Here is a 25,264-nt window from a genome sequence, read left to right on the forward strand (position 1 = left end):
CTTCTTTCGTCTATTTTTAAGAATAGATTAGGAAATATATAAATCCCAATACTCCTGTAGTTACCAGAAAGACAAACAAAAAACACCATCTCAAATAAGTGAGGATGGTGCTGTTACAGGAAAAGGGAAACAGAAAACGGAGCTAATAAAAAAACCGCCAAAAAAGGAATATCATAAAAAATGATATCTCTTTTTTGTAGATAGCTCTTCATACGTACACGTCTGTACATATGACAGTTCTGTTTCTATTCGAAAACAGCCCCAATTGATAAATGCAGAGAAATTTATCAATTTCGGCAATACTTCCTTTCATCTAAGTTCATAGACATCTCTGTGTCTCCATTAGAATACTCATAAGTATCGCAACCTCTATCTCACGTTTTAGGCGAGAGTGTTTGATTTATGAAGTTATTGGTAACATTTGTTTTATAATAATTTAAATTTTTCGGGGAATCAAGTGTTTTACATATATTTTAAAAATTCTTTCTTTTTACAGAAAAGTTTGTGAAAAATGTAGCAAAATAAATTCATTGCATGTACATTAAACTTATAGTGCATAGGAGGTGGGAGAATGAAAAGGAAACAGCCTATTTATGTTGCGACAAAAATGAACACGACGATGGAAAAATTATGGAGATATACGCAAGAACCAGATATACATACAGAGTGGGATGCTCGCTTTACTGAAATTTCGTATTTAGAGAAAAAAGAAGGAGAACCACAGAAGTTTTTGTATAAAACAAAGATTGGATTTGGGCTTGAAATAGCTGGAGAAGGGGAATCAATAGGTGAAATAAGAAAAGAAACTGGTGAAAGAATTTCCTCTTTAAAATTTTGGACGGATAATACATTATCTCTTATTCAAATAGGACGTGGTTATTGGAAGTATACGCCGAATAAAGAATACATCCATTTTGAGACACAATATGATTATGATACAAGATTTGGTCGTATAGGAAATGTAATAGATTCCTATATTTTTCGTCCGTTATTAGGTTGGGCGACCGCTTGGAGTTTTGATGCCTTAAAATTATGGTTAGAAAAGGGGCTTCATCCTAGGTTACTAATTAGAAGAACAATGACGTATTGGCTCGTATGCTTTTTATTTGCTTTTGTATGGATATATCAAGGGATAGTGCCGAAACTACTGTTTACTCATTCAGAAGAAGTAAAGATGCTTTCTGTATTAATTGGTTCAAATGAAAGTAGTGTATATATACTTAAAATAATTGGGGTGTTAGAAATAATTTTCGGTGTCGTATGGCTGTTGCCACTAACAAAACGAAAATTATTTATACTGCATATTATTGTATTACTAGTTTTAACGTTAGCGGCAGGATTTACGAATATCGCAAGCTTTACAGGGCCGTTTAATCCGATTACATTAAATGTTCTTCTAATGGGGTTATCAATTGTCGGTTATATAAATAGTTTCGATTTACCAAGCGCGAAAAATTGCAAGAGGGCGAGAAAGGGATAAGTGTATGGCTAATATGTATGAACGATTATTAGGGGATACCTATAAAAATCTTCATCCTGAATTGCAGAAGCGTTATGCCATTACAGAAGAGAATAGTTTTACAGGGGAAGGAAAGATGGATGAAATTTACGGTGGCTCTTTTTTCGTGAAATTTATATTGAAAAATGCATCGAAGTTTCGAATGTTTTTCTCGGAACGAGGAGAGGAAATTCCATTTACGATACAAAACATAGCTGAGCGAGATGAATATGGACAAGAATTAGTAAGGTGGAACCGTACTTTTTATTTTCATAATAAGAAAAGATATTTTAACGCAGTTATGCAATTGGATGAAAACGAAAATGAAATTGTAGATTATTTTGGCGAACCACATTTACTCGTTTCTACACTACATTTTCATATCGATGAGTTAGGGGCAATGCATATTGCTTCAAAGAAACAATGGTTTTATATGTTTGGAAGAAAAATTCCGTTGCCAAAATTCTTGTATGGTGAAGCAAAAATTGTTGAAAGTTATGATGCAACACTACAGTGTTTTCGAATTCATGTACAAGTACGAAACCCGTTAATTGGCTCGCTTTTTTCATATAAGGGAACATTTGTGGAAAGGAAATAAACGATATGAAAAATATAATATTTGGGCTTGCTTGTTATGTTGTTTTTCTATTATGTGAGCGGTCGAATATAAATCCTGTTGAAGCAATTATATTATTATCTGTTTTATTATTTATACCAATGTCACTTTGTATTATTGATAAAAGAAAAAGAGATGGATCGTATTTATTATTTTATAAATTCGTATCGTTTTTATATCCAATTGCAGCAATTTGTGCAATGCTAGCTTTCGTCACAAATCACTATGTATTTGCGCTAGTTTGGTTTGTATATACAGGAATTGTTGCGTTATTTGGTGTAAGTAGATTGCTAGAAAGAGGATGGAAGCCGTTAGAAGAGACCGCCATAGATAGTGCGTTTATTTATTTGTTTTTAGGTGGTTTTTGGTTTTTTGCTTCAGTAGCAAAACTTTCAATTATGCAGTTTAGCTCTGACATTGTTTTACTCACAGCTGCACATTTTCATTATTCGGCGTTTCTATTGCCATTATCAGCTGGTTTAATAGGGAGAAAAAGAGAAAAGAGAAGTAAAGTATATGATGTTATTATGTTTATCATCATGATTTCACCTATGACAGTCGCAATAGGAATTACATACTCGAGAATATTTGAATTTTTTGCAGTGTTTCTATATTTATGTGCGATTTATGGGTATGGATTTTACGTTTGGAGAGCAAAATTTAATGCTATCAGTGCAAAGATTTTTCTAATCGTTTCGTCTAGTACACTCATGGTTACAATTATGTTCTCACTTATATACTCATACGGGAATTTGAAGCATGTAATGACGATTACAATTGCTCAAATGGTTTGGATTCATGGTGTTGTCAATGGAATTGGAGTAGCGTTACCGGCATTTGTCGGCTGGATGATCGAAAAGAGTGTTCCGAATTATAAATACTATGGGAAACCAATGAGTAAATTAAGAGGAAGTGTGGCAATTGGTGAGGCTTTTTTATATAGCGGCAATTTAGTAGGCAGTAAGGAATACAACGGTTTAGTTGATCAAATAACTGATTTTCATAGTGAGTCATTTGACGTGACGAAGGTACCTTTAAGTATTATTCGTTTTTATGAAAATACAACAGAGTATGAGTTGCAATCAAATATTAAATGGGCTCGTTGGTTCCGCCCATTTGCATTTTGTTATGAGAAAATGAGTAAGCGTGTGGGACAAATACATTTAGGAATGGGCGGCAATTGGGAAACGATGCATGGCTCTATCATTAATGTAATAGATGAGAAAGATGGAAGAGAGAATGTAAGGGCTTGGCTAAGGAAAAATGAAGCAGGTGAATCTATTTTTGTAGCTCTTTATTCAAAGCATACAAATAAGAATGAGACATATATGAATATCGCCTTACCTTTACCTTATTCGAATATGACTGGTATTTTGAAAATATATAATGATAGTCATGATTTAATCATTACTAGTAAGTTAAGAGAAAATGGTCAGGGAGATGAGGGGATTTATTTACATACTCGGTTCTTAACAATACGTTTACCATTAGCAGAGACTTTTATTATAAAAGAGCGCACGGATCACATACTAGAAGCTAATCATAGAATGTGGATATTTGGAGTTAAGTTTTTAGAAATTGATTATAAGATTAAGAAAGTAGAGGAGAAGTAAGAAAAGCTTGGAGAGATTTCAAGCTTTTTTACGTATGTGTAATTGTTATAGCAATTTGTTTATCTAGCTCATTATCCCAAACACGTTGAATTTCAAAAGTGCCTGTTTCAAAAAATAATGGGAATCTCTCTTTAAACCAATCTTGCATAGGAAGATGTAGTGCTGTATCGATTGGTATCCATAATAATTCGCCCTCAGGAGGGTTTAAAAGAAGTTCACCTTCAAATGAGTCTGTCCAGTAGTTAAATACCATGTACCGAACATTACTTTTCGGATTTACATATTCATCTAATCCTTTAAAAGTTAAATTCGAAACAAGTAATCCAGTTTCCTCTTTTACTTCTCTTATAGCGGCTTGAACGATACTTTCGGGAAAATCTACTTTGCCGCCAGGAGCGATGTAGCCAGGGAAACTTCGATGGCTGGGGCGTTTTATGAGTAAAACTTCATTGTTGCGCTGGATCATACACATTGTATAGATGCGGTGCTCGATGTTATGTGAATTTGAAGGCATTGTAATGTATTCTCCTTTATTTTTCTTGATAATTTTACCATAACATAATAGTTTCTTATATAATTAAAATAGAATATTGTTAATTTTCGGCATTTTATTATGAAGTCTATAATCATTTGAAAAGAGGAGAGAAAGATGCAAGGGGAATTACAAAGAGAAAAAGATTTAGGGTATGTTGGTAAATTATTATCGCCAGTTAAAGAGTCACCACATTTTAAATTTTTATGGATTGGACAATTACTCTCGGCCTTAGGTAGTTCGATAACTATGGTCATACTTCCAGTTGTTGTGTATTCATTAACTGGCTCAACAGTTGTGATGGGGATGACAATGGCAATGTACATGCTACCTAATATTCTCGCTTTACCGTTTGCAGGTTTAATTGTAGACCGAATTGATCGGGTTAAATTAATGTTATTTACGGATATACTCCGCTGTATATTAATGCTATTACTTGCATCGCTTATATTTATGGATTTATTAACAATTACAGTTTTATATATTCTCGTTGCCTTATACGGACTTATGGAAGGGATATTCCAACCAGCATATTCTGCTGTAAGGGCGAAAGTATTCGTTCCTGAAATTCGTAATGCAGCTAACGCACTCACTCAAATGAGTAATCAAGGTATACGATTAATTGGGCCAGCACTTGGTGGGTTAATCGTATCGGTTGCGTCTGCAGGGATAGGTTTCGGCCTAGATGCAGTAACGTACTTATTATCATTTTTATGTTTATTATTTTTAAAAGAAATTAAGTTTAAAAAAGTAAAACCCATTGAAAAGAGTAAGCTTAATTACAAACAAGAGTTTATGGAAGGTGTTTTAGTTTTAAAAAGTCATCCGTGGCTGTGGATTACAATTTTAGTTTTTTCTTTTATAAATATTTGTTATGCCGGCATTATCGTCGTATTAATTCCGTGGTTATTTAATGTTCATCATCATTTTGAAGCTTACGTGTATGGACTTGGCATGGCCTTTTCTGGTGGTGGAGCTGTAATTGCCGCATTAATATTTGGTGGGAAAGAGCGGTGGCATAAGAGAGGATTACTGGCTTATGGAGGTGTTTTAATTAGTGGCATTGCTTTATTAATTATGCCATTCATTTCTTGGGCACCCGCCTTAATATTCTTAATGGTAATTGAAGGATTTGGCATGATGATATTTGGACTCATTTGGGAAACTAGTTTACAGGAACTTGTACCAGAAGAAGCATTCGGAAGAGTGGCAAGCCTTGATATGTTGGGTTCTTTTGCTTTATTGCCATTAGGGTATGTAGTTGTAGGCTGGTTAGCTACTGTCATAGGTGGCGAGATAACTATTATAACACTAGCTAGTTTAGTAATTTTAACAATTGGAATCGCATTGTCTGTACCGAGTATTCGTCGATTTAATTGATTATATGGGAAAAGGGGGTGATATGCATGACTATAGAAAACTTGAAAGATATAGTAACGAGGCAATTAGAGAGTAAATACATTTTGGAAGAAAAGGTCTTTGAAGCGAACAATTTTACAGTCTATATCGCTACCCATATAGAAAATAATCTAGCATATAATCAATTAGTATTAATAAAACATCTTTGTAATGAAAAACCGTCCGTACATATTTGGCACAAGAAAATTAGTATGGAAGCAACAGAATTGGAAATTACAAAAGAAGTGACGGAAGCGATACAAGAGGGTTTCAAAAGAGAAGAATAAGCCCTAAAGAAATTAGGACTTATTCTTCATTAAATACAAATGTTTGTTTCATTTTTTTACCTTCATTTACCGGATGGCCGTTATAAGAGAAATTCTTTTCTTCCCAAGTAATCACAACTTTAAAATTATGACTATTAAAGTCTAATGGGAATACCATGTAGTCAAAGCTTGTATGACTTTTAGAAATATTTTCATTAGGTGTAGTAGGTTTAAAGGTAGCTTTAGAGGTAGGATTGTTATCAAGTATTTCCACAGATACGTTTGATACATCATGACCGATGTTTTTTACGAGTAAACTATACGTATCAAATACACCTTGTTTTGGCTGGATTGCTTGCTTGTTTGAGTTATGAGATTTATCAATTTCGACATACCATTGTTTAGACTTTGACGCAATCGGTAGTGACTGAAATGTGTAAGCACTAGCTTGTATTGGTAGTGCTAAGCATAAAAGTGTAAAGAGAGTTAATATTTTTCGTTTCATTTTTTTAGAGCTCCCATTCTTTAATAGATTTACTTGTTATTATCTTCTCTTTACGAGTAAATATACCATATAATGTAAGGTGGCTATTGTGAGTAGTGAATCAATATTTTATTCACTACTCTTATAGCTGGCATAATTACGTATGTAGTAAGAAAGAATAAATTTGTTTTTTTATATTTAGATTGCTGCCCTTTTTAAAAGAGCTATTTTTACGTTTTAAAAAAAATATACTAAGAGTTCCGTATAAATTATTTATTTTAATGTAGTTAAATGTGCTTGTAGATGTGAAATTAGAGAAGGAAGCTGTGTAGAGATGTTTCTACACAGCTTTTTAGGATATGAAAAAATTACCAAAAATATGTTAAAATAACATTATCATACAACAAGGGGGATTCGTTTTATGGAAAATGGACATCTTGCTAAAGTAGATTTAACGAAAAAAATTGAATCAAAATCTAAGTACAACAAGAAACTCGAAAAATATCAAAGGCGCTTATTAGCATTACAGCAAATTTTGAAAGAAGAAAAAATCGCGGTTATGCTTGTTATGGAAGGATGGGATGCGGCTGGTAAAGGTGGGGTAATTAAGCGGGTGACGGAACATCTTGACCCGCGTGGGTTCCAAGTAAATCCAATTGGAGCGCCTGCACCTCATGAAAAACGTTACCATTATTTGCAACGTTTCTGGCGCAAAATTCCACAGTACGGGCAAATTACCATTTTTGATCGCTCATGGTACGGTCGAGTGTTAGTTGAGCGTGTTGAAGGTTTTGCTACAAAGGAAGAGTGGATGAGAGCATACGATGAGATTAATGGTTTTGAAAAACTACTAACAGATGACCATTACATAATAGGGAAGTTCTTCTACCATATAAGTAAAGAGGAACAGTTAAAGAGATTTAAAGATAGAGAGAAAAATCCTTTGAAAAGATGGAAAATTACAGACGAAGATTGGCGTAATCGTGAAAAATGGGATGAGTATGTTGAAGCGATGGAAGACATGTTTGAAAAAACAAGTAAGCAAAATGCGAAGTGGCATATTATTGAAAGTAACGATAAATTGTATGCCCGTGTGAAAACGTTAAAAATCATTATTTCATTCATAGAGGATTATTTCTTAGAACATGGTATAGAATTGCCTTCTTATTATTATGAAATGAAAGAGGATATTGAAGTTTTGCAAGATGTAGGTGTGAAAGAGTAAATAAGAAAATGGCCCTGTGAATTGGTGAAACCAAATTATAGGGATTTCCTATTATTGGTTGCAAATGATTGATGTTCATTCAACAAATATAGAAATTATTATTCCGTGTATGATATTAGGTGTTGGATATGGTTTAGTAGTGGGGCCAATTACAGTTTTAAGTGCTTCTTCATTTGAAGGAGAACTGTTAACTGCTTCTCAAAGTGTTGTATCAATGTTACGACAAGTTGGAATTGTATTGGCGGTTGCAATATTTGTCTCTAACTTAACTCATAATTTAACTGTAAATAAAGAAAAAGTATATCGTTATGCAGAAGAAAAGGTGCGGAATATTCATGTGAATAGTACTGAGCAAACTGAAATTTTACAAATAACTAAAGAAAAAATAGAGAATCAAAGTTTAGAATCGAATATAAATAAGAAACAAAATGCAATGACAATGGGATTAAGTAAAGAGAAGAAGGAAGAATTGATTCGCGACAAGACGGATGAAATATTAAGAAAAGTTCCAGTAGAATATAGGGATGTAAAAAGAGAAGAAGTTATGAGGCAAGTGACAAAAGAAGTTGAAAAACAAGAGGAAAGTATAAAGAAAGAGGTACTCACATTCTCGAATGATGTGAATCATTATGCCAAGAATCAGATGGCTATGAGTTTTACAGATTTATATAAAGCAAGTGTGCCAATTATATTAATTTGTGCTTTCGTAAGTTTGTTGTTTTGGGAAGGAAGAGCTTTGAGTAAAAAGAGAAGGGGAAGGATAGTAGAAGAAGTGTAAAGGGAAACAGGCTGCTATTAGCCTGTTTTTTCATTGTTTTCTCCTTGCGTATTGTGAATAGTAGTATTTTTAATATAGCATGGGATAAGTCGAGTATGATTAGAAAGTTTTTTGAATGAAAGGTATGAATGGAAAATGCCATTGAATATGTAACATTATACATAGTACATTAACAAGAGGGATTAATTTTAAAAGGAGGATGGGGAATTGCTAGATAAGGCAGGGGCTTTAATAGATAATCATGTGTACACAGAAGAGGAGCAACAAAAACTATACAAACGAACGTTAATAATCGTCAGCATTTCACAAATGTTTGGCGGTGCAGGACTAGCTGCTGGTATTACAGTGGGAGCACTTCTTGCGCAGCAAATGCTTGGAACAGATGCATTTGCAGGATTACCGACTGCTATGTTTACATTGGGATCAGCATTAGCAGCTTTCATAGTAGGGAAGCTTTCGCAACGATATGGACGCCGGATAGGTCTTGCAACAGGGTTTATAGTAGGCGGATTTGGAGCAATTGGTGTTGTAATGGCAGCTTTAACGAATAGCATTATTCTTTTACTTATTTCTTTACTCATATATGGTGCCGGTACAGCCACGAATCTACAAGCTCGTTATGCAGGTACAGATTTAGCAGGTAAGAAGCAGAGAGCAACGGCTGTTAGTATTACGATGGTAATGACGACTTTCGGTGCAGTTGCAGGACCAAATTTAGTAGGAGTAATGGGTAGTTTTGCTCATTCAATTGGAGTTCCTAAACTTGCAGGTCCGTTCATACTATCGGCAGCAGCATTTATGCTGGCGGGGCTAGTTCTTTTTGTTATGCTTCGTCCAGATCCGTTAATTATTGCTAACATAATAGAAAGATATAAACAGGAACATACATATAAAGGGCAACCAATAACAGAAGAAGCGAAAGAAAATAAACGAGGTATTACAGTTGGAGCAATCGTAATGATACTTACGCAAATCGTGATGGTTGCGATTATGACGATGACGCCAGTTCATATGGGACACCACGGTCACGGTTTAAGTGCAGTAGGACTTGTGATAGGTTTTCATGTAGGTGCAATGTATCTTCCATCTCTCATTACAGGAATGTTAATTGATAAAATTGGCCGAACTACAATGAGTATAGCTGGTGGAGTGATTTTACTTGCAGCGGGTGTCATAGCTGCGATAGCGCCAAGTGATTCTTTATTATTATTAATCGTTGCTCTTTCTTTACTTGGGCTAGGATGGAACCTCGGATTGATAAGTGGTACAGCACAAATCGTTGATTCCACAACACCGTCTACACGTGCTAAAACACAAGGGAAAATAGATGTTTGTATTGCGCTAGCTGGAGCTTCTGGTGGAGCGATGTCAGGTATGGTAGTAGCGAATTCAAGTTATGCGGCATTGTCATTGGCTGGAGGCGTGTTAGCGTTATTACTTATTCCTGTTGTGATATGGTCTCGAAAAGGGGTAAGAAATTAAATGAAGAAGAGGTTCTAGTTACTGACTAGAGCCTCTTTTTATACACTTAAATTAAATTCCATTCTAAAATAAGTCCTAAATGCGTAAGTCCTCCACCGAATCCGTATAGTAAAAGTGTGTCTCCATTATTTAACTTTCCTTCTTTTATAGCTAAATCTAGAGCGAGTGGAATGGTGACTGAAGAGGTATTCCCCATATATTCCACGCTCGTTAATGTTTTTTGTATTGGAATTTGAGATTTTTCGCAAATAGATTCGATCATTCGTAAGTTAGCGCTGTGGGGTATGAACCAGTCTATATCATCTACTTGCATATTTGCGGTATGTATTAAATCTTTTATGCCTTTTGGCACTGTACGTGTTGCCCATTTATATACTTCTCTTCCATTTTGAACGATTTTTTCATTTGTTTGCAGTGGTGTGCCATTCATAGTAGTAGATAAGTTTGTTCTATATAGATGAATGCCGCCATCACCGTTTGTTCCCATGTGAGCAGCGATAAAGCTTGGGGTGTCTTCATCTCTTTCTAATAAAATAGCTCCAGCACCATCACCGAATAAAATACAGGTCGTTCTATCGCTATAATCAGTAACTTTAGATAATGTTTCTGTCGCTACGACAACTACTTTTTCATGTGATCCAGAAGTGATTAAGCTATTACCGACGTGTAGTCCATATGTAAAACCAGCACAAGTTGCATTTAAATCAAAAGCTAGTGTATGAGGTATGTTGAAGTATTGTTGTATTTGGCAAGCAACACTAGGGAAAACGTAATCAGCAGTAGTAGTAGCGACAATGATACAGTCGACATCTTCTAAGTTTTTCTTATATGTTGTACATAAATTTTTAATTGCTTTAATGGCTAAGTTTGAGGAGTATTCTTCTTCGCTAGCGATTCTTCTTTCCCTCATTCCTGTTCTTTGTAAAATCCATTCATCATTCGTATGGACCATCTTTTCTAAATCGTTATTAGACAATATTTGATCTGGAACATAAGTACCAATTGCAGTAATACGAGATTTAGAATGCATAGAAACATCTCCTAACTTTTATTTTTATAACCTGATACTAATATCAGGTTATAAAAATGTTAATAAAGATTTTTGTTGTATTAAAACGATAATACTTAACTTACTATGAAGGAATTTGGCGAGTGCTGTAAAAATAATATACGAGAAGTTTCTAAAATTGATAATTGCTTTTGTTATTTTTGTTGTGAAAAAACTCGCAAAAAATGACGATTAAAGTAAAAATATAACGATTTTCTTTAGTGTGATATAGGTTGTTAAACCTTGTGAAAGCGAATTACTTATGCTACACTTTATGTAACTTAAAATGAACGGAGGGGCTTCCTTTGATCTTAATCAGATTACGTCTCAATACTTTGTGCCAATAATTGAATAGCGCTCAAAGGCTCTGTCTGTGTACAGAGTGAACGGGATTGGTCTGCCTATTTTAAAGGAACCCTTTATTAAGCTTATATGTGAAAAAGAGGGAGGGACGAATACGCCCTCTTTTTGTTTTGCCTTTATAAATAGAATGGGATTGTATAGGTGAACACTTATTGTGGATACGTATACAATCTTGGGACTTTTTGACTATAAAATAGGATGAAAGCATAGCTTTCTTCTATTTCTTTGGTGAACCCTTATCCGTTTACGAAAACACAGGCAGCGACCTGTGTTTTTTATTTTACGTAATCGAAATGGAGGAATAAATATATGGAAGAAGTATTACAAAGAGCAGTTTTAGTTGGAGTAAATGTAGGTAATGAAGATGATTTTGCATATTCGATGGAAGAGTTAACAAATCTTGCGGAAGCTTGTGATGTAGAGGTAATTGGGCAAGTAACGCAAAATTTACAACGAGTAAATCCATCGCATTATATCGGAAAAGGAAAGATTGAAGAAGTTGCAGCGTATGTACAAGAAATAGATGCGAATATGGTTATCTTTAATGATGAATTATCTCCTTCACAAATTCGAAATTTAGAAGAGGATTTAGATTGTAAGGTAATTGATCGTACCATTTTAATTTTAGATATTTTTGCGCAACGTGCGAAAACGAAAGAAGCACAGCTACAAGTAGAAGTAGCCCATCTTCAGTATATGATGCCTCGTTTAATCGGTCTTCGTGAATCGTTAGGAAGACAGAGCGGCGGCGTTGGTACGAAAAATAAAGGTGTCGGTGAAAAGAAGTTAGAGTTAGACCGTCGTAAAATTGAAGAACAAATTTCAGTTTTAAATAAAGATTTAGAAGCGCTCGTTGCCCAGCGTCAAACGCAGCGAAAGCAGCGTAAGAAAAATGAAATACCTGTTGTAGCATTAGTAGGTTATACGAATGCAGGAAAGTCAACGACGATGAATGCAATGCTTGAAATTTATAATGGTACAGAAGAAAAGCAAGTATTTGAAAAAGATATGTTATTCGCGACGTTAGAAACATCTGTACGAAATATTGATTTACCAGATAATAAATCATTCTTATTAACAGATACAGTTGGATTTGTAAGTAAATTACCACATCATCTTGTGAAAGCGTTCCGTTCAACGTTAGAAGAAGTAGCGGAAGCAGATTTACTTATTCACGTCGTAGATTACGCAAATCCAAAATATGAACAATTAATTGATATTACAAATGAAACGTTAAAGAAAATTGGAGTAGAAAATATTCCAACGATCTATGCTTATAATAAATCAGATATGGTAGATGTTGAAATTCCGAAAGTGCAAGAAGATCGTGTTTATTTATCAGCGAAGAAACAAGTTGGAATTGAAGAACTTGTAGAAATGATTCGCTCACACATCTATAAAGAATATACGAAGTGTGAAATGTTAATTCCATATGATCAAGGACAGGTAGTTTCGTATTTCAATAATCATGGGCACGTTTTATCAACGAGTTATGAAAATGAAGGTACGAAACTAGAAGTGGAATGTAAGACGAGCGATTACGAGAAGTATAAGCGTTTTGCAATTTAATGTAAAAGGCAACCCAGTTTGTGATTGGGTTGCCTTTTTCTATAATGTTTTACGGCTGAAAGTTACAAGGATGCAAGCCAATGACGGGAGTTAAGTTATATTTCTGGAAAAAGAAATGAAAGCAGTATAGAATAGAAATGTTTCAAAAGTCAGAATTTATTACACCTACTGTAATAAATATATTTTTTGTACAGAAAGGAGCGATTCACATATGCAGGCAGTTTCGCAAAAAAACACAGTAGAAACACCGACAATATATCGAATATTATTTGCGATTAGCTTTGGACATTTTTTAAATGATTCGATGCAAGCAGTTGTACCGGCGTTGTTTCCTATTTTGGAAAAAACGATGAATTTATCCTATATGCAAGTAGGGTGGATTGCGTTTGCGTTAAATATGACGTCATCGATTATGCAACCGGTGTTTGGTATGTATTCAGATAAGAAGCCGTCACCATTTTTATTACCACTCGGCATGTTTTCAAGTATGCTTGGAATGATTGGACTCGCGTTTGCACCAAACTTTATTATTGTTATTATTTCTGTTTTATTTATTGGTTTAGGTTCCGCAGTCTTTCATCCAGAAGGCGCTCGTGTTGCGTATATGGCGGCAGGTGCAAAACGAGGGTTAGCGCAAGCGATTTATCAAGTTGGGGGAAACACGGGGAATTCTTTAGCTCCTATCTTTACAGCGCTAATTTTCGTTCCACTCGGTCAAATTGGTTCATTAGGTTTTACAGCATTTGCAGCAGTAGGAATTGCATTATTAATTTTCGTATCGAATTGGTACAAAAATGAATTAGCAACCGGCGCTGTAAGAAGGAAGAAGAGAGCTGCGCTTGAGGCGGAAAATGCAATTGTAAGTACACATATTAAATTCGTAATTATACTTCTTGTTTTTCTTACTTTTGTGCGCTCTTGGTACGGTGCAGGTATCGGGAATTTCTATCAATTTTACTTAATTGAGCATTATGGTTTATCTATAAAAAATGCCCAGTATTTCGTATTCGCATTTATGATTGCTGGTGTGTTAGGCACTTTCTTCGGAGGACCGTTAGCAGATCGATTTGGTAAGAAAAATATCATCGTATTTTCAATGTTAGGTTCAGCGCCACTTGCACTGTTATTACCACATGTCTCACTTGTGTGGGTCGTACCGTTATTTTTATGTATCGGTTTTATTAGTTCAAGTAGTTTTAGTGTAATTGTTGTATATGCACAAGAGCTTGTACCTGGAAAAGTGGGAATGGTGTCAGGATTAATAGTAGGTCTTGCGTTTGGACTTGGAGCATTAGGTGCAGTAGTTCTTGGGAAATTAGCAGATATATATAGCCTGCAATTTATTATGCTATTATGTAGTTGTCTACCATTAATTGGACTCACTTCATGGTTACTGCCAAGTGATAAGAAAACGATAGAATAGGGGATGCGCTATGAAATTATGTGAAAACGTAACAGAATTAATAGGCGATACACCTGTCGTCCGATTATCTAAATTTATTCCGGAAGACGCAGCAGATGTGTATGTGAAACTAGAAATGTTTAATCCATCGCGCAGTGTGAAAGACCGTGCTGCTTATAATTTACTTCACGTTGCAGAAGAAAATGGTCTCATCAAACCAGGAGATACAATCATTGAACCGACAAGCGGGAATACAGGGATTGGTTTAGCGATGAATGCAGCAGCTAAAGGGTATAAAGCGATTTTAATTATGCCAGATAATATGTCAAAAGAGCGTATTAATTTATTGAAAGCATACGGAGCAGAAGTAGTTTTAACACCAGCAGAACAAAGAATGCCAGGAGCAATTGCGAAGGCGTTAGAATTGCAAAAGCAAATACCGAATAGTTTTATTCCGCAACAATTTGAAAACCCAGCTAATCCGAATATTCACCGCTATACGACTGCGCTTGAAATTTATGAACAAATGGATGGAGAGCTTGACGCCTTTGTTGCAACGGCAGGAACAGGCGGAACGATTACAGGGACCGGTGAAACGTTAAAAGAGAAATTACCAAACTTATATATTGCAGTAGTGGAACCGAAAGGATCTCCCGTTTTATCAGGTGGTGTACCAGGTCCTCATAAACTAGTAGGAACAAGCCCAGGATTTATTCCGAAAAACTTAAATACAGAAGTGTATAACGAAATTATTCAAATTGCAGACGAAGAGGCTTTAACGACAATGAGAAATTTAGCTAGACAAGAAGGATTATTAGTTGGGCCATCTTCTGGAGCATCTGTTTACGCTGCGATTATGATAGCGAAACGTCTAGGCGTTGGTAAAAAAGTTTTATGTATTGCGCCTGATACAGGTGAACGTTATTTGAGCATGGGGTTATTTGAATAAAAAAGGATAGAAACACCTTAATAGTGAATAGCTGCTATTAAGGTGTTTGGTTTATGGAATGAAGAGGGGGAGAAGAACAATGAAACTATTAAAACCAATCCATGAATATAGTGAGCATATTACGGCGTATAGACAGGCATTTTTACAATCAGGGGAACAACCACATGGAAGTAGTTCTTTACAAAACTTTGATTCTCTTGATGAATGGTTTGAAAAAGTGAGTAAACAAGAACTAGGAGAAAATATACTAGCTAATCGAGTGCCATCTAGCCAGTTTTTAAGTTTTGAAAAAAGGGAACTTATAGGTTTTGTGAATATTAGACATAGATTAAATCCAGAATTATTACGGGAAAGCGGTCATATTGGATATAGTGTCCATCCAAATAAACGTCGCCACGGTTACGCTACGAAACAACTAAAGCTTGCATTAGCTGAAGCACAAAAATTAGGATTACAGAAAGTGTTAATAACTTGCGATAAATCCAATATCGGTTCTGCTAAAACGATTCAAAAGGTTGGCGGTGTGTTAGAAAATGAAGTAGTTTCTTCTCGTACTGGTGAAGTTATTCAGCGCTATTGGATAGAAATATGATGTAGTAGGAATTTGAAAAGGTAATGCAAGCTGTAAAATCGAAATAGATAAATGAAATATAAGGGATTACTGCAATTTTAGGGGGAAATGAAATGGGATTAAAAGAGAAAGCGATAGAGATGTCAGAGATTTATAGGAAAAATCCGAAAGTGGAAGCTATTATTTTAGCGGGTTCAGTAGCTAGAAAACTTGAAGATGAACATTCAGATATAGAATTACATATTTTATGGTCAACACCGCCGGAAGATGAGGATCGTAGGGCCCCTATTTATCATATTGATGGGAAAATATTATCGTATCATCCGTATGAGGAAGAAGAATGGTCGGAAACGTATTTAACGAAAGAGGGAATTAAATTAGAGATTAGTAACTTTTTAACAGAGACAGTAGAGAAAGTGATTTCGGATGTGGTGGATCAATATGATATAAGTTATGAAAAACAATGTATTGTATCATCTGTTCATGATGGTGTTAGTTTGTATGGAGAAGGGAAAGTGAATGAATTAAAAGATAGAGTAGCGGCATATCCAGATGAACTAGCAAAACGGATGATTTCAGAAAATCTATGGTTAAGTAATCGTTGGCACAATCGAAAGGCGCTTTTAAAACGGAAAGATTGGCTTATGCTTTATGACGTTATTTGTGAAGTACAAAGGAATGTATTTGGTGTTTTATTTGGTTTGAATAAAATGTACGTGCATCATCCAGCGTTTAAATGGATGCCTAATAATGTGGAACGAATGACTATTAAACCTGAAAAATTATATAAACGTATGGCAGATATATTAATAGGGAGTCCAGAAAATAGTGTGCAGGAGTTAGAGTTGCTAATAGAAGAAGTATTGCAACAAGTTCATACATACGCGCCAGGAGTAAATGTGGATGAGCAAGAAAAATCTATTTTTTATTTTGTGAAATAGAAAATAGTAATAAGGGGGAAGTTATGGGGTTTTTTAATAGGTTTTTTAAAAAAGTTGAAAAAGTGAATGAGCAAGAGGCCACTCTTCATGAATTAAGTGAAGAATTGTATGTTGAATCACCGGTAGAGGAAGCGACTAGTTACTGGGTATCAATGGCACAAAATATAATTATTAATGCTGTAAAAGCAGCTGACAATGATGTGGAACGTGCCTTCGTATTATTGAATTTGAAGAAAGGTGAGGCTTCATTTGATATTTTTTATCAAATAAACGGACAATTGTATTTCTGGGATCAGCTAGAAAATGAGACGATAAAAAATAGAATTCAGAACGAGTTGTTACCGCAAGCTCCAGAAGTTTCAAATGCAGTAAATGAGCAATTTCGTGAAGCTGATCACCCTATAATTTCGTTCGCACAATTGCAGTTTGAATGGGAAACGAAAGCCTGGTTCTCACATATAATTTGGGAAGATAACCTTGCTGCTCAATTGCCAAAAACTCAAATTTTAAATGAATGGTTTCGTGTAATTAAAGAAGAAACGAAAAATAGACCACTGGATAGTGATGCGGAATTTTCTTGGTATCCATCAAACTCTTAAAAACTAATACAGATAGAGATAGGTTATGTTTCTAGATGATTTTTCTTCTGGAATAAGTATCAATAATACGTAATTCTTTTTCTATTGCCTGTTAGAATTCGTTATGTACTAATCTACTTGTTTTCTAAACTAAAACTTATATTTTGAATTTTTAAATAGATTGTAATACATAAAAATTCAAAATATAAGTTGACACTATTTTTAATGTGTGATAAAAATGATAGTAATCAATTCGGAAAATAATATTTGGGCAATGAAAGGGTATAGTAGTGAATATCTCCCTATTTCAGAGAGCTGATGGTTGGTGTGAATCAGTATATAGATTATTCATGAAGTTCGTCCTGGAGCATCTTTCATAAATCTCGCATTATGAGGAAATGAAAGACGGTAGTTTATACCGTTATCAAATAAAGTGGTGAAGATTTTTTCACAACTAGGGTGGTACCGCGATATTTATCGTCCCTACGTATTTACGTAGGGACGTTTTTTATTTAGGTCCTAACTTTGGTGTGGCTTCATAACTAGGGTGGTACCGCGATATTTTATCGTCCCTACGTTTTTGCGTAGGGGCGTTTTTATTTAGGTGGTTTCTTAGTGTTCTTCACAACTAGGGTGGTACCGCGATATTTTTGTCGTCCCTACGTATTTACGTAGGGGCGTTTTTTATTATTAGGGAGGAAGTGAACGTATTAGAAAAGAGTATTGATAGAACAATATAAATACCGAATTGTAACAAAAAAGAAGAGATAGAGAGGAGATTAATAAATGAATTCACAGCAATGGACATCGAAATTAGGTTTCGTATTAGCTGCAGCAGGTTCGGCAATTGGTCTTGGGGCGATTTGGAAATTCCCATATATGGCCGGCATTGGAGGAGGCGGAGCATTCTTCCTAATTTTCATCGGTTTCACATTATTAATTGGTTTACCGCTATTATTAGCTGAATTTGTTATTGGAAGAAGTACACAAAAAGAGGCTGTTGATGCATATAGAGAGATTGCTCCTAAAACGTTATGGCCTTGGTTAGGTAAATTAGGAATTGTAACATGTTTCATATTACTTTCTTTCTACAGTGTTGTAGGAGGCTGGATTTTATTATATTTATGGAATGCAATTACAGGTAGACTATGGGAAGGAAATGGAGCATACGAAGCTACGTTTGGTGAAATCATTTCCAATCCATATTTAGCAGTTGGATCACAGCTATTATTCATCCTTATTACTATTTTTATCGTAAGTAAAGGTGTACAAAATGGTGTTGAAAAAGTAAATAAATATTTCATGCCAGCACTATTTGTTTTATTCTTTGTATTAATAGTTCGTGCACTTACGTTAGATGGTGCCGGAGAAGGCGTTCGTTTCTTCTTACAACCTGATTTCTCACATGTAACATCAGAAGTTATTTTATACGCAATGGGGCAATCGTTCTTCTCGTTATCTGTCGGGGTAGCCGTTATGGTAACGTATAGCTCGTATTTACCGAAAGAAGAAAGCTTACCACGTTCAGCATTTTCTATCGTAGCATTAACTCTTGTTATTACATTACTTGCAGGACTTGCAATTTTCCCAGTTGTGTTCGCATTCGGAATGGAACCATCTCAAGGACCGGGACTATTATTTATCGTATTGCCAGCTATTTTCAGTAAAATGGCATTTGGAAAATTATTCTTCATCGTTTTCTTATTACTATTCTTCTTCGCTACGATTACATCAGCAATTTCGATGTTAGAAATTAGTGTTGCGTCGTTAACATCAAAAGGTAAAGGGAAACGTGAAAAAATGGCCTTAATCGTAGGGTTATTAATCTTCGTTGTTGGGGTACCATCAGCATTATCATTCGGTATATTAAGTGATCTGAAGATTTTCGGAAAGACAGTCTTTGATTTAGCGGACTATGCAGTAAGTAACGTATTAATGCCACTTGGTGTATTATTAGTTTCTATCTTTGTTCCTTTGAAAATGAAGAAAGATGTATTAATGAAAGAGCTAGGTGTAAGTAAAAATAAAGGTTATAAACTATTCGTATTATGGTTATTCTTACTTCGGTATATCGCACCAATTGCGATTATTATCGTATTCTTAAATGTACTTGGCATTATATAAAAAGGTAGCGTATCATACAAAGATACGCTACCTTTTTATTTTGCTCTTTTTTGCAATTCATTTACTGTTACGAACTGATAGCCCTTCTTAGATAAAGAATCTAAAATACCTTCAATCGTTTGTAAATTTTCATTAGACTCATCATACATAGAATGCAATAAAATGATAGAACCTGGTTTTACATTTTTATTAACATATTCAATTTTATCAGCCGTAGATTTATAAAAAGTATCGGGCTCAAGATCCCATATAATCGTTTCGATATTATTTTTATTTAAATAATAGGGTAGTCCAATTAATTTTTTCCCGTTAGGAGGCCTAAAATCAATTTCGTCTGTAAATCCTGTTTGGCGGATTAATGAATTCGTTTTTTCTATTTCACCTTTAATGAAAGAAGGTGTTTTGAAAACCATTCTATTATGAGAATATGTATGGTTTCCAAGTTGGTGCCCAGATTGCGCAATAGCTTCTCCTAACGATAAATTTTTCTCTAATTCATTTCCAATTAAAAAGAAAGTAGCTTTAGCGTTGTATTTATCTAGTAGCGGTAATATTTGTTTTACATTGTTAGTAGGGCCATCATCAAAAGTTAAAGCAATCACTTTTTCATTTGTTTCTACGCGTTGTGTTAAATCTCCAAATAATTGAAAGCTTCTTGCGTTCATCAATTTGTATGTTCCAAATAATGCCGTGATAATAAAGAATAGTGTAACGGTTGTAATGATAATTTTTTTCCTCATAATGTAACCTCACAATGATTTTTGATTCAATTAATAAGTATTATATCAAATTAAGTAATTTCACGCTTTAAAAAGGATGTGGATGCAAGGGGAAGGGATTTATCATATAATAAAATGCAAAAGGTATATTAGGAGGTGTTTAAATGGCGATTACAATTCAATTGCCAGACACTGCAACGTCTCATGCAAAGCCAAGTATGGAAATGGCGATACTTTGCGTGAGGTAGACAAGTAATATACAATCGCCTAAATGAGCTCGTATCATTTTTTATATTTGGCTTTGCACCTTATTGAAATGAACTATAAAAAATAAGGGGCGAGCAGAAATGAAATACGTTAAAGCCGCGACGGTTTTACCAGAAAGTTTAATTACTGAAATTCAAAAGTATATACAAGGTGAAACAATTTATATTCCGAAACAAGAAACGAAACATTATAAATGGGGTACACGATCTGGCGGAAGAAAACAACTAGATGAAAGAAATAAAGCGATTAAAGAAGCGTTTAAAAGTGGGATTGCTATTCATCAACTTGCAGAAGAATATTTTCTTTCTGGGGAAACGATTAAAAAGATTGTATATTCTAAATGAGCATAAAAGAGTCTAGTTCAAATATTATTTTGAACTAGACTCTTTTTGCTTTGTATGTATTGGATATATAGGGTGTGAATGGGCATGATAATAGAAAAAATGAATCGCAATAGTATTGTATAGAAATGTGAATAGGAATAAAAACTTTATATTTCATATTACAGAAAGGTGAAAATATATGAATCATCTTGGACAAATAACGATAGAACTTTTTGTTGGTTTTTTTGTTTTATTAATTGCTACTAAAATATTAGGGAAAACACAAATATCACAGCTAACCCCTTTTGATTTTATTTCTGCGATTGTAATCGGAGAACTAGTTGGAAACACTGTATATGATCCTGAGGTGAGAGTATGGTCTATTTTATACGCTGTTTTTGTATGGGTAATATTAATTTACGCAATAGAAGCAATAACACAAAAATTTAGAAGGACAAGAAAGTTCTTTGAAGGATACCCTTCTATTATCATTCGTAATGGGCATATTGATAGAGAACAATTAAAATCAAATCATTTGGATATTAACCAATTACAACAAATGTTAAGACAACAAAAAGATATATTTTCAATCCGAGAAGTTGAATATATGATATTGGAACCTAATGGAAACATAAGCGTTCTGAAAAAAAGTAAATACGAATCTCCTACTATAAATGATTTAAGTTTAAAACATAAGCCTGTATACTTACCAATTTCATTAATTAGTGATGGGAAAGTAGTTAAGGATAATTTGAGGGAAGCAGGATTTGATGAAGGGTGGCTTTATAAACAAATAAAGCAAAAAGGAATTACTAAATTTGAAGACGTATTATATGCGGAATGGAAAGCAGATGATGGCTTCTTTTGTCAGGAAATGCAGCGGTAGAGAATAAGTGATATATGTAATGTTTGTTTCTAAGTTATCTTTTACATATCAAAAAACGTAATCATTGTATACAATAAAACTAGATCAACAATTTGTATGGAGTGATAAAGATGGAAGCGTTTATTAGAAGTGATCAATATAATTTTATAAAATCACAAGCTTATATTTTAGCAAACGGGCATGCAACCGCAAATGATAGAGGTGTAATTCAAGCGTTAAAATCGCTTGCGATTGAAAAGATAATACATGTATTTGAGAATTTAACGGATGAACAGAAAGAGTTAATTGATACGGTATTAACAGTTCAAAATAGAGAAGATGCAGAATCATTTTTAATGAAAATAAATCCGTATGTAATTCCGTTTCAAGAAGTTACAGCACAAACATTAAAAAAATTGTTTCCTAAAGCGAAAAAGTTAAAACTTCCTGATATGGAAGAAATAGATATGAAAGAAATATCTTATTTAAGCTGGATTGATAAGGGATCAAGCAGGAAATTTATTATAGCGAAAAATGATAAAAATAAATTTGTTGGTCTGCAAGGAACGTTCCAAAGTTTAAATAAAAAAAGCATTTGTTCGTTATGTCATGGACATGAAGAAGTTGGGATGTTTTTAGTTGAAATTAAAGGCGATGTACCAGGAACTTTCGTAAAAAAAGGAAACTATATTTGCAAAGATGGTGTAGCTTGTAATCAGAACATGAAATCACTTGATAAATTACAGGATTTTATTGAGCGATTAAAGAAATAAAATGGAAGACCTCTAGTACTTAAACTGGAGGTTTTTATTTTTTGAAGAAGTAGATTAAAAATTTAACTGTACTATGATTATTAGAGGATAATTAGTTCAATAGATAAACGGAAATCAAAAACGAAACCTTATAACCGTATCTCCCAATCAGTTTTAGAACGATTATTTGAAAAACTGAATCACTTACGTCACAACTTCAATGAAACAAAAACCTATATGTTATTATTTTCCGTAACACTAATGTCATATTATAAGATAAGATTTTCGAACATTTAATAGGGAGGCGTTTCTATTGAAAATCAGTGAGCTGTCTAAAAAGACAGGTGCAAGTATCCGATCCATAAGGCATTATGAGAAAAAAAATCTAATTACCGCTGTACGCCTTGAAAATGGTTATCGCGAGTTCGATGAATCCGCCATCAAACGTATTCGAATTATTCAACTTTATTTAGGTTTGGGGCTGACAACGGGACAAATTGAGGAAATATTGAAATGCGAGGATAATGGTCCGGAAGACTATGAATTTTGTGAAGAAATGCTGGAAACTTATCAAGTGAAGCTGGATCAAATTAACAGACAAATCAGTGTATTGGACGTTGTAAAGCATCGGTTGGAAAAACAAATCATGCAAATGACGGATAAAAGAAGAATGAGAAATGGAAATTCTCTTAGTTGAAACAACGAAATAATTGAAGATCCCAGTCCGCGATTATGGCGGAATCCGGGATCTTTACAGAAGACTATGATGTTATGCAGACGGTTTCTTTAGCAGTTCGGTCAAGCGAGAGAATCCGTCGGTTCCGTAGCCCTCGTTGATGGCCTGCTGGGTTACGGCCATTGCAGCACTCAGAACGCTGACGTCGAGGCCGTGGTGCTGAGCAGCATGGATGATGTGCTCCATTCCTGCCGAGGCCGAGATGATATTGGACTTGTCACCAGGGTAGTGACCCGAGTCTACTTCATTTGCTAAATAAGCCATGATGTCGGGCAAGATGCCTATGATACCCTGGGCATAAACAGCGAACTCCTTTGCCGGAATATTCTCGGCAGTGGCAAGGGCGAGAGCGTGAGCGTAACCGCTCATGGATGTCCAAAAGAGATCGAGCAGGGCCACATCATATGCCGCTGCCCGGCCAGGGTCCGCCCCAAGATAAGAAGTAGTGCCACCCAAGCTTGCCAAGGTCGGTTGGTGGGCCTTAAAGATGGATTCTGGTCCACTATACAGGACGGAAGCCGCAGGCGTCCCGATGGTTGGAGTAGGGGTCATAATCGCCCCATCGAGGTAATCGACTCCGTGTTGGGCAGCCCATGTGGCCATTTCACGGGCACGTTTGGGCGAGTCGGCAGTGAGGTTCACCAGTGTCCGTCCCTTCAGGGCATCTCCCGCAGGGGCAAGGACTTCACGGACGATATTGTAGTCCAGAACACAAATGATCACCAGGGGACTTGCAGAGACCGCGGCGATAACTGAATTCGAAAGAATCGCCCCCTGAGAAACAAGATAATCGGCTTTTTCGGCAGTTCGGTTCCATAATGTCGTAGGGTGGCCGTTCATCAGGAATGTACCAGCCAGCGCCTGGCCCATCGGACCCAAGCCAATAACTGTAACAGGTGAACGGTTCGGGTTCTCCATCATAGATACATCTGTATTTGATACTTGACTGATATTTTGTTCTTTCTCACTTTGGTCATTTTTCTTCAATGAAAATGCCTCCTTTCAGATGTTCAAACTTAATTCTAAAGTATGACACCAGTGTCACAGTCAACAAAAATATTTTGGTTATAATATTTCAACAAACCAGTTATAAGTAATCTATTATTCCATTAAAGGGCGAGATTGCGGAAAAAGTAGTGAAAAGTGATACATATTATCGATGACTAATATGTATCACTCTTTATTATTTATGACTTTTTACGATTTAGGTCTTGATAATGAAATAAAGTTTGATAAAAGATATTCTTTGAAATAGTTGCTTATTTTGAAGGAGGTAAATATGAATTACATTTCACCGGAAGAAGAAATGTTAAAAGCGAAACGGTGGTCTAAAGATACGATAGCAGCGGGTTGTGGTCATACCGTTGCTCTTAAATTAGATTGGTAGTGGGTAAATAATAAACTTGGTCAATGTGATGTAAGCAGCTGGAAAGATATTATGGCAATAGCAGCTGGTACGAATCATACAATCGGACTTAAATCAGACGGTACCGTGGTGGCAGTCGGGTGGAATGAGTATGGTCAATGTAATGTAAGCGATTGGCGTAATATTGTAGCGATAGTGGCTGGTTGTGCGCATACGGTCGGTCTAAAATTAGATGGCACCGTGGTAGCAGTAGGTGATAATACATACGGTCAATGCGATGTAGGTAGTTGGCGCAACATCCGATTGCCTGGCAAATAGTTAATGTACAACAAATCATTAGTAATATTATTCTATTTTAGGAGTAATTATGGAATAGAACATGTACATAAGAATCCCTTTTCAAAAGGGGGGGATTCTTTTCTGTAAAATGAAGGTCTAAATGGGATTTTCAAATAAATTTTATTTCAAAGCTACAGCAAAAGAGATAAATAAGACATAGGAGAGCTGAAGAAATACTTAAAAAGTTTTTGCTTTCTTTACCGGATGTTTTACTTGTATGCATTGTTATCTACATAACATACACAACTACTCTTAGTTTTGTACAGATGTTAATAATTTCAATTGCAATCGGAATCATTTGTGGTCTTGTTATAAGGATTGGTAAGGATGTATTTATGTATATAAGGTGGACAATGAAACAGAGGAAATCTTGAATACGTTGTATTGCTATTAGGAGGAGATGAAATGACTAAGAAAAAGAGTAGAGTGAAAAATGAAGTAGCGCTTTGGGCATTAACAG

24 protein-coding genes, 2 pseudogenes, 1 riboswitch and 1 other annotated feature are annotated in these 25,264 nt (G+C 35.1%); of the genes and pseudogenes, 21 read left to right on the plus strand and 5 right to left on the minus strand.

Annotation, left to right across the window (positions count from 1 at the left end):
• Positions 1-193: 193 nt before the first annotated feature.
• Positions 194-380: riboswitch (Lysine riboswitch) on the minus strand.
• Positions 381-571: 191 nt separating this feature from the next.
• The 3 genes from ACTFRH_RS05215 to ACTFRH_RS05225 are packed head-to-tail and all read left to right on the plus strand — an operon-like array spanning position 572 to position 3,727.
• Positions 572-1,480 (plus strand): DoxX-like family protein, encoded by a 909-nt coding sequence (locus tag ACTFRH_RS05215; protein WP_000823952.1) that lies wholly within the window; start codon positions 572-574, stop codon positions 1,478-1,480.
• A 4-nt stretch (positions 1,481-1,484) separates the two neighbouring features.
• Entirely contained in the window at positions 1,485-2,096 is a 612-nt protein-coding gene (locus ACTFRH_RS05220; protein ID WP_000002655.1) for a DUF4166 domain-containing protein, read from the plus strand.
• A gap of 5 nt (positions 2,097-2,101) precedes the next feature.
• Entirely contained in the window at positions 2,102-3,727 is a 1,626-nt protein-coding gene (locus ACTFRH_RS05225; RefSeq protein ID WP_000789393.1) for a YndJ family protein, read from the plus strand.
• 28 nt (positions 3,728-3,755) lie between these two features.
• Here ACTFRH_RS05225 and ACTFRH_RS05230 read toward each other — a convergent pair whose 3' ends face one another.
• Positions 3,756-4,241 carry an 8-oxo-dGTP diphosphatase gene (locus tag ACTFRH_RS05230; RefSeq protein ID WP_001139829.1) on the minus strand — a complete coding sequence of 162 codons (486 nt, stop codon included), beginning with the start codon at positions 4,239-4,241 and terminating at the stop codon, positions 3,756-3,758.
• Positions 4,242-4,376: 135 nt separating this feature from the next.
• Between ACTFRH_RS05230 and ACTFRH_RS05235 the strand changes: the two genes are divergently transcribed.
• Positions 4,377-5,639: an MFS transporter gene (locus ACTFRH_RS05235; protein ID WP_001161202.1), complete on the plus strand. Its 1,263-nt coding sequence runs from the start codon at positions 4,377-4,379 to the stop codon at positions 5,637-5,639.
• A gap of 26 nt (positions 5,640-5,665) precedes the next feature.
• Positions 5,666-5,944 carry a hypothetical protein gene (locus tag ACTFRH_RS05240; protein ID WP_000151372.1) on the plus strand — a complete coding sequence of 93 codons (279 nt, stop codon included), beginning with the start codon at positions 5,666-5,668 and terminating at the stop codon, positions 5,942-5,944.
• A 19-nt stretch (positions 5,945-5,963) separates the two neighbouring features.
• On the opposite strand, the gene ACTFRH_RS05245 is transcribed toward ACTFRH_RS05240, so the two are convergent.
• A complete protein-coding gene (locus ACTFRH_RS05245; protein ID WP_000823344.1) occupies positions 5,964-6,428 on the minus strand; it encodes a hypothetical protein in 465 nt (154 codons plus the stop codon).
• A 400-nt stretch (positions 6,429-6,828) separates the two neighbouring features.
• On the opposite strand from ACTFRH_RS05245, the gene ACTFRH_RS05250 reads away from it, so the two are divergent.
• The 3 genes and pseudogenes from ACTFRH_RS05250 to ACTFRH_RS05260 all read left to right on the plus strand — a co-directional run bounded on the left by ACTFRH_RS05250 (position 6,829) and on the right by ACTFRH_RS05260 (position 9,892).
• Positions 6,829-7,632 carry a polyphosphate kinase 2 family protein gene (locus tag ACTFRH_RS05250; protein WP_000427325.1) on the plus strand — a complete coding sequence of 268 codons (804 nt, stop codon included), beginning with the start codon at positions 6,829-6,831 and terminating at the stop codon, positions 7,630-7,632.
• A 34-nt stretch (positions 7,633-7,666) separates the two neighbouring features.
• Positions 7,667-8,410 (plus strand): annotated as a pseudogene (locus ACTFRH_RS05255) (MFS transporter); the annotation flags it as partial.
• 207 nt (positions 8,411-8,617) lie between these two features.
• Complete coding sequence (locus tag ACTFRH_RS05260; RefSeq protein WP_000884520.1) at positions 8,618-9,892, plus strand: MFS transporter; 1,275 nt, start codon at positions 8,618-8,620, stop codon at positions 9,890-9,892.
• 46 nt (positions 9,893-9,938) lie between these two features.
• Here ACTFRH_RS05260 and ACTFRH_RS05265 read toward each other — a convergent pair whose 3' ends face one another.
• A complete protein-coding gene (locus tag ACTFRH_RS05265) occupies positions 9,939-10,922 on the minus strand; it encodes a ketoacyl-ACP synthase III (RefSeq protein ID WP_000555747.1) in 984 nt (327 codons plus the stop codon).
• 690 nt (positions 10,923-11,612) lie between these two features.
• Here ACTFRH_RS05265 and hflX point away from each other — a divergent pair.
• From hflX to ACTFRH_RS05300, 7 genes are all read left to right on the plus strand, one after another.
• Positions 11,613-12,872 (plus strand): GTPase HflX, encoded by a 1,260-nt coding sequence (gene hflX / locus ACTFRH_RS05270; RefSeq protein ID WP_000393279.1) that lies wholly within the window; start codon positions 11,613-11,615, stop codon positions 12,870-12,872.
• Between the two features lie 211 nt (positions 12,873-13,083).
• Positions 13,084-14,295, plus strand: coding sequence for an MFS transporter (locus tag ACTFRH_RS05275; protein ID WP_001149412.1), 1,212 nt, complete (start codon positions 13,084-13,086; stop codon positions 14,293-14,295).
• A gap of 10 nt (positions 14,296-14,305) precedes the next feature.
• On the plus strand, positions 14,306-15,223 hold the full coding sequence (cysK, locus tag ACTFRH_RS05280) for a cysteine synthase A (RefSeq protein ID WP_000762273.1): 918 nt from the start codon (positions 14,306-14,308) through the stop codon (positions 15,221-15,223).
• A 79-nt stretch (positions 15,224-15,302) separates the two neighbouring features.
• A complete protein-coding gene (locus ACTFRH_RS05285; protein WP_000771275.1) occupies positions 15,303-15,815 on the plus strand; it encodes a GNAT family N-acetyltransferase in 513 nt (170 codons plus the stop codon).
• A gap of 92 nt (positions 15,816-15,907) precedes the next feature.
• Positions 15,908-16,735 (plus strand): DUF4037 domain-containing protein, encoded by an 828-nt coding sequence (locus ACTFRH_RS05290; protein WP_000523176.1) that lies wholly within the window; start codon positions 15,908-15,910, stop codon positions 16,733-16,735.
• Between the two features lie 23 nt (positions 16,736-16,758).
• A complete protein-coding gene (locus ACTFRH_RS05295) occupies positions 16,759-17,334 on the plus strand; it encodes a hypothetical protein (RefSeq protein WP_000505538.1) in 576 nt (191 codons plus the stop codon).
• A 244-nt stretch (positions 17,335-17,578) separates the two neighbouring features.
• Positions 17,579-17,801, plus strand: a binding site (T-box leader).
• Positions 17,802-18,099: 298 nt separating this feature from the next.
• Positions 18,100-19,437: a sodium-dependent transporter gene (locus ACTFRH_RS05300; RefSeq protein ID WP_001088187.1), complete on the plus strand. Its 1,338-nt coding sequence runs from the start codon at positions 18,100-18,102 to the stop codon at positions 19,435-19,437.
• A gap of 35 nt (positions 19,438-19,472) precedes the next feature.
• Here the strand turns inward: ACTFRH_RS05300 and ACTFRH_RS05305 are convergent, their stop codons facing one another.
• Positions 19,473-20,177 carry a polysaccharide deacetylase family protein gene (locus tag ACTFRH_RS05305; protein WP_001227583.1) on the minus strand — a complete coding sequence of 235 codons (705 nt, stop codon included), beginning with the start codon at positions 20,175-20,177 and terminating at the stop codon, positions 19,473-19,475.
• A gap of 326 nt (positions 20,178-20,503) precedes the next feature.
• Between ACTFRH_RS05305 and ACTFRH_RS05310 the strand changes: the two genes are divergently transcribed.
• The 4 genes from ACTFRH_RS05310 (at position 20,504) to ACTFRH_RS05325 (ending at position 23,060) form a co-directional block, all read left to right on the plus strand.
• On the plus strand, positions 20,504-20,767 hold the full coding sequence (locus ACTFRH_RS05310) for a CD3324 family protein (protein ID WP_000878308.1): 264 nt from the start codon (positions 20,504-20,506) through the stop codon (positions 20,765-20,767).
• 178 nt (positions 20,768-20,945) lie between these two features.
• Entirely contained in the window at positions 20,946-21,632 is a 687-nt protein-coding gene (locus ACTFRH_RS05315; RefSeq protein WP_001015963.1) for a DUF421 domain-containing protein, read from the plus strand.
• Between the two features lie 110 nt (positions 21,633-21,742).
• A complete protein-coding gene (locus tag ACTFRH_RS05320; RefSeq protein ID WP_000387065.1) occupies positions 21,743-22,384 on the plus strand; it encodes a FusB/FusC family EF-G-binding protein in 642 nt (213 codons plus the stop codon).
• A 292-nt stretch (positions 22,385-22,676) separates the two neighbouring features.
• Positions 22,677-23,060, plus strand: a complete 384-nt coding sequence (locus tag ACTFRH_RS05325) for a MerR family transcriptional regulator (protein WP_000703061.1) — start codon at positions 22,677-22,679, stop codon at positions 23,058-23,060.
• Between the two features lie 72 nt (positions 23,061-23,132).
• Here the strand turns inward: ACTFRH_RS05325 and ACTFRH_RS05330 are convergent, their stop codons facing one another.
• On the minus strand, positions 23,133-24,017 hold the full coding sequence (locus ACTFRH_RS05330; RefSeq protein ID WP_050552471.1) for an NAD(P)-dependent oxidoreductase: 885 nt from the start codon (positions 24,015-24,017) through the stop codon (positions 23,133-23,135).
• A 475-nt stretch (positions 24,018-24,492) separates the two neighbouring features.
• Here ACTFRH_RS05330 and ACTFRH_RS05335 point away from each other — a divergent pair.
• Both ACTFRH_RS05335 and ACTFRH_RS05340 read left to right on the plus strand, forming a co-directional pair.
• Positions 24,493-24,783, plus strand: a pseudogene (locus tag ACTFRH_RS05335) (chromosome condensation regulator); the annotation flags it as partial.
• 194 nt (positions 24,784-24,977) lie between these two features.
• Complete coding sequence (locus ACTFRH_RS05340; RefSeq protein WP_033672568.1) at positions 24,978-25,178, plus strand: hypothetical protein; 201 nt, start codon at positions 24,978-24,980, stop codon at positions 25,176-25,178.
• The last annotated feature ends 86 nt before the right edge of the window (positions 25,179-25,264 follow it).

The organism is Bacillus cereus group sp. MYBK216-1, assembly GCF_051916495.1.
Taxonomy (GTDB): Bacteria; Bacillota; Bacilli; order Bacillales; family Bacillaceae_G; genus Bacillus_A; species Bacillus_A thuringiensis_K.

Coding starts and splice junctions, on each gene's coding strand:
- ACTFRH_RS05215 (WP_000823952.1), top strand. CDS start 572: ATGAAAAGGAAACAGCCTATTTATGTTGCGACAAAAATGAACACGACG.
- ACTFRH_RS05220 (WP_000002655.1), top strand. CDS start 1,485: ATGGCTAATATGTATGAACGATTATTAGGGGATACCTATAAAAATCTT.
- ACTFRH_RS05225 (WP_000789393.1), top strand. CDS start 2,102: ATGAAAAATATAATATTTGGGCTTGCTTGTTATGTTGTTTTTCTATTA.
- ACTFRH_RS05230 (WP_001139829.1), bottom strand. CDS start 4,241: ATGCCTTCAAATTCACATAACATCGAGCACCGCATCTATACAATGTGT.
- ACTFRH_RS05235 (WP_001161202.1), top strand. CDS start 4,377: ATGCAAGGGGAATTACAAAGAGAAAAAGATTTAGGGTATGTTGGTAAA.
- ACTFRH_RS05240 (WP_000151372.1), top strand. CDS start 5,666: ATGACTATAGAAAACTTGAAAGATATAGTAACGAGGCAATTAGAGAGT.
- ACTFRH_RS05245 (WP_000823344.1), bottom strand. CDS start 6,428: ATGAAACGAAAAATATTAACTCTCTTTACACTTTTATGCTTAGCACTA.
- ACTFRH_RS05250 (WP_000427325.1), top strand. CDS start 6,829: ATGGAAAATGGACATCTTGCTAAAGTAGATTTAACGAAAAAAATTGAA.
- ACTFRH_RS05265 (WP_000555747.1), bottom strand. CDS start 10,922: ATGCATTCTAAATCTCGTATTACTGCAATTGGTACTTATGTTCCAGAT.
- hflX (WP_000393279.1), top strand. CDS start 11,613: ATGGAAGAAGTATTACAAAGAGCAGTTTTAGTTGGAGTAAATGTAGGT.
- ACTFRH_RS05275 (WP_001149412.1), top strand. CDS start 13,084: ATGCAGGCAGTTTCGCAAAAAAACACAGTAGAAACACCGACAATATAT.
- cysK (WP_000762273.1), top strand. CDS start 14,306: ATGAAATTATGTGAAAACGTAACAGAATTAATAGGCGATACACCTGTC.
- ACTFRH_RS05285 (WP_000771275.1), top strand. CDS start 15,303: ATGAAACTATTAAAACCAATCCATGAATATAGTGAGCATATTACGGCG.
- ACTFRH_RS05290 (WP_000523176.1), top strand. CDS start 15,908: ATGGGATTAAAAGAGAAAGCGATAGAGATGTCAGAGATTTATAGGAAA.
- ACTFRH_RS05295 (WP_000505538.1), top strand. CDS start 16,759: ATGGGGTTTTTTAATAGGTTTTTTAAAAAAGTTGAAAAAGTGAATGAG.
- ACTFRH_RS05300 (WP_001088187.1), top strand. CDS start 18,100: ATGAATTCACAGCAATGGACATCGAAATTAGGTTTCGTATTAGCTGCA.
- ACTFRH_RS05305 (WP_001227583.1), bottom strand. CDS start 20,177: ATGAGGAAAAAAATTATCATTACAACCGTTACACTATTCTTTATTATC.
- ACTFRH_RS05310 (WP_000878308.1), top strand. CDS start 20,504: ATGAAATACGTTAAAGCCGCGACGGTTTTACCAGAAAGTTTAATTACT.
- ACTFRH_RS05315 (WP_001015963.1), top strand. CDS start 20,946: ATGAATCATCTTGGACAAATAACGATAGAACTTTTTGTTGGTTTTTTT.
- ACTFRH_RS05320 (WP_000387065.1), top strand. CDS start 21,743: ATGGAAGCGTTTATTAGAAGTGATCAATATAATTTTATAAAATCACAA.
- ACTFRH_RS05330 (WP_050552471.1), bottom strand. CDS start 24,017: ATGGAGAACCCGAACCGTTCACCTGTTACAGTTATTGGCTTGGGTCCG.